An 11,605-nucleotide genomic window follows, 5' to 3' on the forward strand; every position below is an offset into this window, starting at 1 on the left:
GGTCACCCAGCACTCGATCGGCACCTTGGCGTACTGCGCGGCCATGGCCGGATTACCCGCTCTGGGCGGTCAGGCTTGATCCCGTCGCGGGCAATCCGGCCCCAACCCCCGCGCGGCGGGCGGTCCGTACGTCGGTTCCGGTTTCCGGCAGGCGGCGGCGGGCGGTCCGTGGGCGGTTCCGGCCGGCGGCGGGCGGGGCCGGAGCGTGGGTGGTTCGGGGCTCAGGGGTGGCTCGGGCTCGTTGCGTTATGGGCGATTCCGGGGCTGAGTCGGCGCGGTAGCCTCGGAGGAGTGGCCCGATCGGGACGGGCCGCGCGAGTTGGATGATGCGGAGGAGTGGTCATGCCCTATCCGGAGATCAGGCCGCGCCGGCTCCGGCGCTCGGCGGCGCTCCGCCGACTGGTCGCGGAGACCCGCGTCGCGCCGGCCGAGCTGATCCTGCCGATGTTCGTCAAGGAGGGGCTGACCGAGCCGCGCGAGATCGCCTCCATGCCGGGGGTCGTGCAGCACTCGCGTGACTCGCTGCGCAAGGCCGCGGTCGAGGCCGTGCAGGCGGGCGTCGGCGGCATCATGCTCTTCGGCGTGCCGCAGACCCGGGACGAGACGGGCTCGGGTGGGATCGACCCCGACGGGGTGCTGAACGTCGCCATCCGCGACGTGATCGCCGAGGTCGGTGACTCGACGGTGGTGATGAGCGACCTCTGCCTGGACGAGTTCACCTCGCACGGGCACTGTGGCCTGCTCGCCCCGGACGGCAGCGTCGACAACGACGCGACGCTCGACGCGTACGCCGAGATGGCGCTCGCCCAGGCCGCCGCCGGGGTCCACGTGGTCGGGCCGTCCGGCATGATGGACGGCCAGGTCGGCGTGGTACGCCGCGCGCTCGACGCCGCCGGCCACAAGGACACGGGCATCCTCGCGTACGCGGTGAAGTACGCCTCGGGCTTCTACGGTCCGTTCCGGGACGCGGTGGAGTCGGCGTTGCAGGGGGACCGCCGCACGTACCAGCAGGATCCGGCGAACCTGCGCGAGTCGCTGCGCGAGGTGGAACTGGACGTGGCCGAGGGCGCGGACCTGGTCATGGTGAAGCCGGCCCTGCCCTACCTCGACGTGGTCGCCGCGGTACGCGCCGCCGTGGAGGTCCCGGTCGCCGCCTACCAGATCTCCGGCGAGTACGCCATGGTCGAGGCGGCCGCCGCGAACGGTTGGTTGGACCGGGAGCAGGTCATCCTGGAGACCCTCACCTCGATCCGCCGGGCCGGCGCCCAGATGATCCTCACCTACTGGGCCGTCGAGGCCGCCCGCCTGCTCCGCGAGCGTTACTGAACCCTGCGCCGGGAGCGTTACTGGCCTCTGCTCCGGGAGCGTTACCGGACCGGAGGGGACCGGAGCCGCCGCGCTCGCCGTGGAGCGAGCGCGGCAGCTCACTGGTCGAGGTGGTGGACGAGGGCGCCGACGTCGGCGCCGTACTCGCACCAGTCGCGGTCCGGCAGGAAGCCCAGCTCCGCGTTGACCTTGACCATTCCGTCGTTGGCCTGGGCGTTCCAGGTCTGCACCTCGGCGAGGTGCGGCTCGGCCGAGCGCAGCTCGACCAGCATCCTGGCCTTGATCACACGCTCGATGCCGAGGCCGCGGTGGCGCTGGCCGACGATCGTGTCGTACTGGTCGGCGCGGGTCGGATGCTGGGCCGGGACGACCACCTCGGTGAGCGCGGCCACCTCGCCGCTCTGCTCGTGCAGCGCGAGGACGATGTAGGGCTTCATGCCGCGCCGGTGGAGGCAGTCGAGGCTGTCCCGCAGCCGTTCGGGCTCGTACGAGCTGGGCCGGAGGTCGAGGTCGCCGCCGTCGTCCAGGTCCCGGGACTCGGCCTTGGCCCGGGCGTACGCCTCGATCAGCTCGTCCGGGGGACCGCCCGGGTAGTACTCGACGCGGTATCCCGGGGCGATGCCGGTACCGAGCTTGTCCAGCGCCGTCCAGTCCACCGTGGACAGGCGGAGCACGCTGCGGGTCTCCATGTACTCCCGGCTGAAGCCGCAGGCCTCGTAGAAGCCGACGGCGGGCGTGTCGCCCACGACCTCGACGCCGAGGGACTGAAATCCCTCCTGATAGGAGCGCCGAGCGGCGATGGAGAGAAGTTTCCGGCCCAGTCCCCGGCGCCGGACCTCCGGATGCACCAGTACTTCGAGCACCCCGATGTCACCCAGGAGCAGCACATTGACGTGCCCCAGGATGCGCGCCGACGCGCCGTCCTCGGCCGGCTCCTCGGCGATCCAACAAATCCGTCGCTGGCCGGGCATCACCTCGGCGAGATATTCCCGCAGCGACGTCTCCTGCCACAGGGGATCTTCCGGTAGATCGGTCGCGTAGGCAGCGTTGAGCGTGTCCAGCAGCGACCTGATCTCGTCCGACGACGCGGTCCAGGGATCCCACTCGCGCACCATCACCTGTATAGCTTGCCGCTAACGGCTGCCATGCGAAAGTGCCCAGTTCTTGAATGTGCCTGGACGGTTACTCTAAGTTCGGCTGGCCGCGCCGTAACGATTAGCCGTCTCGAACACCGAATCGGCGTATGGCCGCACGTTGTTGTAGGAAAGGATGGCGTTCCACCAGTCCCGACCGGTGGCAAGATCACGGCCGTTTTTGCACAGATAGTTACCGGCGGCGAGTGCCGCGTCGTCGATGTCGTTCGGGTTCTTCTGACCGTCGTTGTCGGCGTCCACGCCCTCGGTGGCCCAGGTGCTCGGAATGAACTGCATCGGGCCGACCGCGCGGTCGAATTTCGTGTCGCCGTCGAGCACGCCGCCGTCGGTGTCCGTGATCCGCTGGTTGCCGTTCGTACCGTCCAGCACCGGGCCGACGATCGGCGGTACGGCGAGCCCCTCCGAGTTGAGGCTGGCGCCGTCGTGCCGGCCGTGGTTGGACTCGACCTGCCCGATCGCGGCGAGCGTGGTCCACGTCAGGTGGCACCCCGGCATGGTCTGCCCGAGGACGAGTTCGGCGTAGCCGTAGGCCTGCATGGCCTGGGTCGGCACGCCGGTCCGGTCGCCGATCCGCTGCGCCCAGAGGGCGAGCACCGCGGCGGGACGCCCCCCGATGATCCCACCGGGCGTCGCCGTGACCGTGGCGCCCGGCAGCGCGGTCGGCCCGAGCGTGTACGCCGGGAAGGACGGCGCCGCTCCGCCGAAATCGGTCGGGGTCGCCGAGGCGGTCGCGTCGATGGCGGCGGGTTTCGGCGCCTCGGCGATGGCCGGGATGATGATTCCGCCGCCCACCGCGGTGGCCGCCACGAGGAGCAGCAGCGCGATCCCGGGCAGGGTGAGTCGCCCGCTCGGTCGGCGGGACCAGGCGCGTACCGCCCGACCGGCGCTGACCGCGGCCTGGCGGGGCGGCGGGAACCGGCGCGCGGCGTGCGCGAAGGGCACCCGGAACCGGCTCCGCCGGGGAGCGTTCGTGGGGGCGGAGCCCGCGTCCGTACCGTCTCCGGACGCCGTCTCGCCGCCCGACTCGCCCGCGTCCTTGTCCGCCGGCTCGCCCGTGGTCTTGTCCGCCGGCTCGCCGGCGCCGGGCTGTCCGTCGGTCGCCGCGGCCGTCTCGGGCTCGGCAGGGCGGTCGCCGGACGGGGTGTCGGCGTCGCGGGGCTCGGCCGCCGGCGTCGTGGTCCCGTCGGTGGCCGGTCCGCCGCCGGTGCCGGTCGCCGTCGGTGGCTCGGTCGGCTCCGGGACCTCGGTCGGGTCGGGGGCCTCGGTTGGGTCGGGACGCCGCGGCGCCGGTACGGGGGAGTCCGATCCGGACGAAGGCTCGCCCGTCGCGGCCTCGCCGCCGGGCGCGGGTGACGCGGTCGCCGTCGCGCCGGTCGTCTCGTCGGTCCCGGTCGCCCCGCCCGGGCCGGGCCGGTCGGGGCGCTCCTCGACCATCCCGTCGGGCGCCGCGCCGGAACTGGCCAGGGGGCCGTCGTAGGCGGGCACAGCGGCCCGCAGGCGTCGAACCTTCGGGGTCTGCTCGCCGTCCGCCACGCGTCGAGTATTACCTATCGTGGAGCGATCGTCAGGTCCGGTCGTACCCTGTTGGCATGCCTCGATACGAGTTCCGCTGCCGTGCCTGCGGTGACACCTTCGAAGTCAACCGGCCGATGGTGGAGTCGTCCTCGCCGGCGACCTGCCCGCAGGGGCACGACGACACCGTGAAGCTGCTCTCCACGGTGGCCGTGACCGGACGCGGCGGCGGCGCGGCGGCGCCGGCCCCGGCGGGCGGCGGTGGCTGTTGCGGCGGGGCGTGCGGCTGCTGATCCGGCGGCCGGTGGTTGCTGACCACGGCTCCGACGTGCTGTTATTAGGCCACGCGGCGTTCTGACTGATCCGTGCGGCTTGCCCGGGCTTGCCAGGATCAGCCCAGCATCGCCGGTTAGCACCTGAGGGCGAGCCCGCGCCGTCCGTTCTTACGATGCGTAACCGCACGGTTATGCGGCAACATGAACGCGACTTCCAGGGGCGGAGGTTCCACTCATGTCGGCACGGATCCACCTGCCTAGTGGGCTGGTAACTTTCATGTTCACCGATATCGAGGGCTCGACCCGGTTGGCCCAGATGCTCGGCGCGGGCTACCGCCCGGTACTCAGCGAGCACCGGAGACTGCTCCGCACGACGCTCGCCGCCAGCGACGGTACCGAGCTGCTGACCGAGGGAGACTCCTTCTTCGTCGCGTTCGACCACGCCGCGGCCGCCGTCGACGCCTGCCTCGCCGCGCAGCGGGCGCTGACCAGCCACGAGTGGCCGACTCCGGAGGCCGCGCCCCGGGTACGGATGGGGCTGCACACCGGCCACGCGGTGCCGCTCGCCGGCGAGTACGCCAGCGCGGAGGTGCACCGGGCGGCGCGGATCGCCGCGGCCGCCCACGGTGGACAGGTGCTCTGCTCCGGTGCCACCGCCCGGCACGCCGCCCCGCTGCCGGCCGGTGCCTCGCTGCTCGACCTCGGCCTGCACCGGCTGCGCGGCTTCGACGACCGGGAGCGCCTCTTCCAACTGGTCGCCCCCGGCCTGGAGCGCCAGTTCCCCCGGCCGCGTACCGCCGACGCGGTACCGCACAACCTGCCCATGCAGGTGACCTCCTTCGTCGGCCGCGACGCCGAGCGCGCCGAACTGGACCTGCTGATAAGGGAACACCGCCTGGTCACCGTCGTCGGCGCGGGCGGGGCCGGCAAGACCCGGCTCGCGGTCGAGCTGGCCGGCGGCGTGGTCGAGGCGTACCCGGACGGGGTCTGGTTCGTCGACATCGCCACGGTGACCGACCCGGGCCTGGTCGCCTTCGCGATCGCCGCGGTCTTCGGGCTGCGACCCGAGCCGGGCCGCCCGATGGTCGAGACCCTGGTCGAGTACGCCGGCGCCCGGCGCATGCTGGTCGTGCTGGACACCTGCGACGCGCAGCCGGCCGCCTCGGCGGAACTCGTCGCGCGGCTGCTCAGCGGCGGCGGCGGGGTACGCGTGCTGGCGACCAGCCGGGAGCCGCTGGGACTGCCCGGCGAGGTGGTGTGGCGGATCCCGCCGCTCTCGGCCGACCCGGCGCCGGGCGGCGGTCCGAGCGACGCGGTCGCGCTGCTGCTGGACCGCACCGCCGCGGCCCGTGGCGGCCGGCGGGCCACCACCGGCGAGTCGGCGGACCTGCAACGTGTGATCAACCGGCTGGACGGCCTGCCGCTCGCGATCGAGCTGGCGGCGGCCCGGTTGCGGGTGCTCTCGGCCAGCCAGCTCGCCGAGCGGCTCGACGACGTGCTCGGCGCGCTCGACGCCGGGCGGGAGGAGCCGGAGGAGCCGCCCGTGCCGGGCGGGCGCTGGATCGCCAACCAGCACGACACGGTGGACCTCGCCGCCGCGGCGCTCGGCTCGGTGCCCCCGCCGGCGGCCCGCGCCGCCCAGCGCTCGGCCCTCCAGCGCCACATGACCATGCAGGCCACCGTCACCTGGTCGTACCGGACGCTCGGCCCGCGCGCCGCCCGGCTGCTGCGCTGGCTCGCCGTCTTCTCCGGCCCGGTCGACCTGGCGACGGTGGAGTGGCTGCTCGACGACGACCCGCTCGACCCGCTGTCGGTGCTGGTGGACAAGTCGATGATCCAGGTCGAGCCGCAGGTCTCCGGGAGCACGTACCGGATGCTCGACCCGATCCGGGCGTACGCCGCGCGCCGGCTGGCCGACGCGGGGGAGGAGCGCACCGCCCGGGACCGGCACGTGGCCTGGTCGCTGCACGCGCTGCGGCGGGCGTATCTCGGCCCGGACGGCAAGCCGGTGACGCTCTCGCTGTACGCGCTGGATCCGCTCGCCGACGAGCTGCGCGCCGCGCTGCGCTGGACCGCCACCGGCGGCAGCGCCCGTTCGGGGCTCCAGATCGCCAGCGGGCTCGACCAGTGGTGGCGCGAGCGGGGCCTGGCCCGGGAGGGGCGGCTCTGGCTGTTCCGGCTGTACGGGCGGATCGCCGAGACGGGCGAGCAGATCCCGGAGGCGGAGCTGGCGGCGGCGTACCACATGCACTCGATGCACGCGGGCGCCGACGGCGAGTTCGCCGAGGAGCTGCGCTTCTCCCAGCGGGCCGAGGCGGCGGCCCGGCAGGCCGGGGACGCCGGCCTGCTGGCTCGGGTGCTCGCCGGCCGGGCCGCGCCGCTGATCGACATGGGGCAGCTGGCCGAGGCGGAGCGGGTCTGCCGCGAGGTCATCGAGTGGGCCCGGGAGAACGACGTCTCCGGCGACGCGCTGTCGGCGGTGCACAGCCTCGCGGAGCTGCTGTGGCGCCGGGGCGCGCTGGAGGAGGCGGCCGAGCTGCTCGGCGCGGCGCGGGCGGTCGAGGCGTCCCGGCCGAACGAGCGCGGGCGCCGCTCGGTGGACATGCTGCTCGGGATGGTGGCGCTGGCCCGCGACGACCTGGTCGCCGCGCACGACCACCTGGTGGTGGCGCTGCGCTCGCGGATGAGTCACGGCTTCCACGGGCGGGCCTGCGACACGGTCAGCGCCATCGCCGTACGCTGCGCGGCCGGCGGCGACCCGGTGACCGCGGCGCGGCTCTTCGGCGCGGCGGAGGCGACCCGTTCGGCGATGCGCGGCGGTGCGGGGATGTTCGGCGCGTACTGGCTGGCCGAGCAGGCCGAGCTGCGGGCGTCGCTGGGCGACGCGGCGTTCGACCGGGCGTACGCCGAGGGCAGCGAGCTGAGCCTGGAGGAGGCCGCGACGGTGGCGCTCGCGGTGCAGCATCCGGACCTCGCGGCGGACTCGGCCCGGTTCAGCGCGGTCGAACCGCCGGCGCAGCGGTCCCGGACCGGTCGTGCCCCGCTCGGCTCCGAGCTGGCCCGCGAGCCGGTCGAGCGCGAGGAAGCTTGAGGCCTGTTTCACAAGGCCATGCCCTACTGCGGGCGAGCCTCATGAAACAGGCCTTGGCGGTCGTGGGGCGGGGCCGCCGGGCGGTCGGCCCCACCATCGGCTAGCGGACTAGCGGACGGCCGCGGCGCGCTCGGCGTCGGCCTTCATCTGCGCGGCGCGGTCCAGGTCGGCCTGGCTGACGGCGACCTTGCCGAAGGCCCGTACGGCCTGGTAGTAGGTCCAGGCCAGGCTGTCGCAGGCGGGCCGCACGATCGAGCTGTACGTCGCGCAGACGCGCTTGAGGTCCTCGTAGAACGCGCTGTCGAGCCGGGACTTGGCGGCGTCGAACTGGCCCATCGCCTTGTGGTTGCGGTAGCCGAAGTCGTGCCGGTAGCAGGAGAGCCGGAAGTCGAAGCCCAGCGGGTTGTCCGGGCTGGACGAGCAGTAGTCGGTGCTCCAGTCGAAGGCGTACGCGGCCCAGGCGCCCTGGTTCTGCCGGGCGGAGTTCCAGCTGTTGTAGCTGCTGGCGCTGGTCTGGGTCCAGCTCGACAGGACGGCGAGCTTCTCCTGGGTGGTGACGGCGGCGGCCGGACCGGCGATGCCGAGTACGGGCAGCAGGGCGAGCGCGGCGCCGGCGAGGATGGTGACGAGCCGACGAGGCATGGTGACCTCCGAGGGGAATGCCCTGGTCAAGGGCGTGAAGAGGGGGTGTTACCGGCGAGTAGCCGGTATCCGCCCAGTCTCCGCGCATCGCCGATAGCTGATCTCTACGCGGGCTTAAGTTTTGACGACGGGTGTCCAAACAGGCGAATGCCCCGGGGGCGTGGAGCACCCCGGGGCATCGCGACGTGTCGGTCAGCGGACGAAGGTCGGCGGGCTCGGGTTGCTCTCGTTGTAGAGGCGGTCCAGCGCGCTGACGTAGTAGGTGTAGCGCTCGCCCGGCGCGGCGGTGCGGTCCAGGTAGGACTGCGCCCCGTCGCCGTCGGCCCGTACGGTCGCGACCAGGTGGGCCGCGTCGGCGAAGCCGCAGGCGGGCGGGATCCTGATTCCGTCGAACCGGTAGACGGCGTAGGAGGTGGCCCGCCCGAACGGACCCACCCCGTCGGCCGGCTGGCGCCAGGTCAGCCGCACCCCGTCGGTACGCCGGGACGCGCCGGTGACCACGGGGAAGAGCAGCGGCCTCGCGGCCAGGTGCGGCATCGCGGGTACGAGCGCCGGGCGGGAGTACTGCGCCGCGGCGTACCGGTCGGTCGCGCCGAGCCGGTTCGCCCGTACCTGGACGGCGCTGAAGTGCACGTTGCCCGCGACCTCGGGGTAGTCCCGGTTGAAGACCAGGTGCCGGGTCATCTCGTCCGGGTCCTGCCAGGCGGCCGGCTGGGCCGGGTCACCGATCTTGTAGTCGGCCTGCCCGATGTAGAGCTGGACGTCGGTCCCCCGGACGACCTCCGACCACCAGGGCACCAGCTTGGCGTAGTCGGCCACGGCCAGCCCGATGTTCCAGTAGACCTGCGGCAGGATGTAGTCGATCCACTCCTCCTTGACCCACTTGCGGGTGTCGGCGAAGTTCGCGTCGTAGGACTGTGTGCCGTTGGTCTCCGAGCCGAGCGGGTCGCTGGCCTTGTTCCGCCAGATGCCGAACGGGCTGACCCCGAACTTCACCCACGGCTTGACCGCCTTGATCCGCTCGCCCATCTCCTGGATCAGCAGGTCGATGTTGTGCCGCCGCCAGTCGGCCTTGCTGGTGAAGCCGGCGCCGTACCGCTCGAACGTCGCCTGGTCCGGGAAGTCCTGCCCGGCGGCCGGGTACGGGTAGAAGTAGTCGTCGAAGTGCACGCCGTCGATGTCGTACCGGTTGACCGCGTCGAGCATCGCGGTCTCGACGAACTGCCGGACCTCCGGAATGCCCGGGTCGTAGTAGAGCCGGGAACCGGCGGCGTTGACGGGGTAGGCCTTCGCCCAGCCCGGGTGCTGCCGGGCCGGGTGCCCGGGCGCGAGCTTGTCGACGTCCGGCCCCGCGCCGTCCGGCATGGAGACCCGGTACGGGTTGAACCAGGCGTGGAACTCCAGGTTGCGCTTGTGGGCTTCGCTCACCAGGTACGCCAGCGGGTCCCAGCCCGGGTCCTGGCCGCGCGTGCCGGTCAGGAACTCCGACCAGGGCTCGTACGGCGAGGGCCAGAAGGCGTCGGCGGTGGGGCGTACCTGCACGATCACCGCGTTGTGGTTGAGCCGCTGGGCGAGGTTGAGCCAGCCCTGGTACTCCGCCTTCTGGGCGGCGATCCGGTCGGGCGCGGTGTAGGAGGCCTTGGTCGGCCAGTCGATGTTCGCCACGGACGCGATCCACATCGCCCGGAGCTGGCGCTTCGGGGTGGCCGGGTCGGTCCGGCAGTCGGCGGTCGAACCGCTGGTCGTCGCGGCCTCGGCGGCGGGCGCGGCGGCGCTGGCCGGGGCGGCGCCGGCGAGCGAGCCGAGCAGCGCAACGGCCAGCCCGGCCGTTGCGAGCCGGTATCTCTTCATGCGGTGTGTCCCTTCGTTGGACTCCCGTCGCGGGGGTGGTCGCGGCCCCGGGGAGCGACAACATCCGCCGCATGTCAGGTGCCGCTAGAAGGAAATTTTCACAGCCGGGCGTCCCGCGCAAGTCCCCGGGCGGCTACGAACCGCCGGCTCAGCGGAGTACCGACACCCGGACCAGCGCCCCCATCGGGCCCATCGGCGTACCGTCGGCGGCCAGTCGCTCGCCGACCAGCCAGATCCACTGGTTGTCGTAGTAGTGCGACAGGTCGTGGCGCACCTGTTCGACCCGGAGCCGCAGGTGGTGCCCCCCGTAACGCCAGTCGCCCTTGGGCAGCTCCAGCACGGTGCCGACGGGCACCTCGGGTAATGGGGGCAGAGCGTTCACCGGCACCTCCAACGGAACGGTGGGGCCCGATGGCGTTGGTACGCCGCGCCGTGGCGACCCGACCGAGGACACAGCCTGCGTACCGATTAAGCCGGATGCAACGCCTCTAAGCAAGATTTGAGTCAGCATCCGGTAACGCGGCGTAGATATTGGCATATATGACCCGCGTCGGCGGGGCCCGGGCCAGGGCGGGCGCACCCGGGCCGGCGGGTGGGACCGACTATGGTGTGGGCGTGCAGGCGAATGCGGAACCGGCGCTGAGCGCCCCGTGATCCATTTCCCCGTCGTCACGAGGGGCCCGTTGCGTGCGCTGAGCGTACGAGTGTTCGCGGCGGTCGCGCTCGTGCTGATCATCGTCGTGGTGGTCTGGATCGACCGGCGCGGCTACCGCGACGTCAACGAGGACGGTCTCGCCCTGCTCGACTGCTTCTACTACGCGGTCGTCACCCTCTCGACCACCGGGTACGGCGACATCACCCCGATCTCGCCCAGCGCCCGACTCGTCAACGTACTGGTCATCACCCCGGCCCGGGTGCTCTTCCTGATCATCCTGGTCGGCACCACGCTGGAAGTCCTGACCGAGCAGTACCGCAAAGGCCTCCGCGTGACGCGGTGGAGGAGGAACGTGAAAGACCACGTCATCATCTGCGGCTACGGCACCAAGGGCCGTAGCGCGATCTCCGCCCTGCTGGAGACCGGGGTCGACAAGTCCCGCATCGTCGTGGTCGAGCGCCACGGGGCCGCGGTACGCCAGGCCACCTCGGCCGGACTGGTCGCGATCGAGGGCTCGGCCACCCGTTCGTCGGTGCTCAACGAGGCGCACGTCAAGAGCGCCAAGGCCGTGATCATCGCGGCGGACAGCGACGACGCCTCGGTACTGATCACGCTGACCGTACGGCAGCTCACCGCCGGCCAGGTCCGGATCATCGCGGCCGCCCGCGAGGCGGAGAACGCGGACCTGCTCAAGCAGAGCGGGGCGCACCACGTGATCGTCTCCTCGGCCACCGCCGGCCGGCTGCTCGGGCTCTCGACCTCCGCCCCACCCCTCATCGACGTCGTCGAGGACCTGCTCACCCCGGGCCAGGGGATGGCGCTGGCCATGCGCTCGGCCAACCGCGACGAGGTGGGCCGCTCGCCACGGGAGCTGGAGACCCTGGTCATCGCCCTGGTGCGGCGAGGCAAGGTGCTCTCCCTCGCCGAGCGGGGCAGCTCGACGATCGAGACCGGGGACATGCTGGTGCACGTACGCGACGACCGGCCGGCGACCGCGGCGAGCTGACCTCGCCCGCGTGGGGCCTCGGTCGCGTGGGCCTTGCCCGCGTGGGCCCTCGGTCGCGTCGGGGTTCGGGCGTGGGTTTGGCCGCCGGGTTCG

9 protein-coding genes are annotated in these 11,605 nt (G+C 72.6%); 4 read left to right on the plus strand and 5 right to left on the minus strand.

The features are described from left to right. The first annotated feature begins 342 nt into the window (after nucleotides 1-342). A complete protein-coding gene (hemB, locus tag AB0J86_RS28210; protein ID WP_363860651.1) occupies nucleotides 343-1,326 on the plus strand; it encodes a porphobilinogen synthase in 984 nt (327 codons plus the stop codon). 98 nt (nucleotides 1,327-1,424) lie between these two features. On the opposite strand, the gene AB0J86_RS28215 is transcribed toward hemB, so the two are convergent. Together AB0J86_RS28215 and AB0J86_RS28220 are read right to left on the minus strand one after the other, a co-directional pair. Beyond that, a complete protein-coding gene (locus tag AB0J86_RS28215) occupies nucleotides 1,425-2,441 on the minus strand; it encodes a GNAT family N-acetyltransferase (protein WP_363860749.1) in 1,017 nt (338 codons plus the stop codon). Nucleotides 2,442-2,513: 72 nt separating this feature from the next. Further along, nucleotides 2,514-4,013 carry a lytic murein transglycosylase gene (locus AB0J86_RS28220; protein WP_363860652.1) on the minus strand — a complete coding sequence of 500 codons (1,500 nt, stop codon included), beginning with the start codon at nucleotides 4,011-4,013 and terminating at the stop codon, nucleotides 2,514-2,516. A gap of 56 nt (nucleotides 4,014-4,069) precedes the next feature. Between AB0J86_RS28220 and AB0J86_RS28225 the strand changes: the two genes are divergently transcribed. Both AB0J86_RS28225 and AB0J86_RS28230 read left to right on the plus strand, forming a co-directional pair. After that, nucleotides 4,070-4,285 carry a zinc ribbon domain-containing protein gene (locus tag AB0J86_RS28225; RefSeq protein WP_363860653.1) on the plus strand — a complete coding sequence of 72 codons (216 nt, stop codon included), beginning with the start codon at nucleotides 4,070-4,072 and terminating at the stop codon, nucleotides 4,283-4,285. A gap of 217 nt (nucleotides 4,286-4,502) precedes the next feature. Further along, nucleotides 4,503-7,358: an adenylate/guanylate cyclase domain-containing protein gene (locus AB0J86_RS28230; protein WP_363860654.1), complete on the plus strand. Its 2,856-nt coding sequence runs from the start codon at nucleotides 4,503-4,505 to the stop codon at nucleotides 7,356-7,358. A 108-nt stretch (nucleotides 7,359-7,466) separates the two neighbouring features. Here AB0J86_RS28230 and AB0J86_RS28235 read toward each other — a convergent pair whose 3' ends face one another. From AB0J86_RS28235 to AB0J86_RS28245, 3 genes are all read right to left on the minus strand, one after another. Then, nucleotides 7,467-8,000: a phospholipase gene (locus AB0J86_RS28235; protein WP_363860655.1), complete on the minus strand. Its 534-nt coding sequence runs from the start codon at nucleotides 7,998-8,000 to the stop codon at nucleotides 7,467-7,469. Between the two features lie 192 nt (nucleotides 8,001-8,192). Next, on the minus strand, nucleotides 8,193-9,851 hold the full coding sequence (locus AB0J86_RS28240; RefSeq protein WP_363860656.1) for a family 10 glycosylhydrolase: 1,659 nt from the start codon (nucleotides 9,849-9,851) through the stop codon (nucleotides 8,193-8,195). A 148-nt stretch (nucleotides 9,852-9,999) separates the two neighbouring features. Next, nucleotides 10,000-10,233, minus strand: a complete 234-nt coding sequence (locus tag AB0J86_RS28245) for a hypothetical protein (protein ID WP_363860657.1) — start codon at nucleotides 10,231-10,233, stop codon at nucleotides 10,000-10,002. Between the two features lie 268 nt (nucleotides 10,234-10,501). Here AB0J86_RS28245 and AB0J86_RS28250 point away from each other — a divergent pair, with 268 nt between their 5' ends. Further along, entirely contained in the window at nucleotides 10,502-11,512 is a 1,011-nt protein-coding gene (locus AB0J86_RS28250; RefSeq protein ID WP_363860658.1) for a potassium channel family protein, read from the plus strand. Nucleotides 11,513-11,605 lie beyond the last annotated feature (93 nt).

The organism is Micromonospora sp. NPDC049559 (assembly GCF_040676675.1).
GTDB lineage: Bacteria > Actinomycetota > Actinomycetes > Mycobacteriales > Micromonosporaceae > JBFAPK01.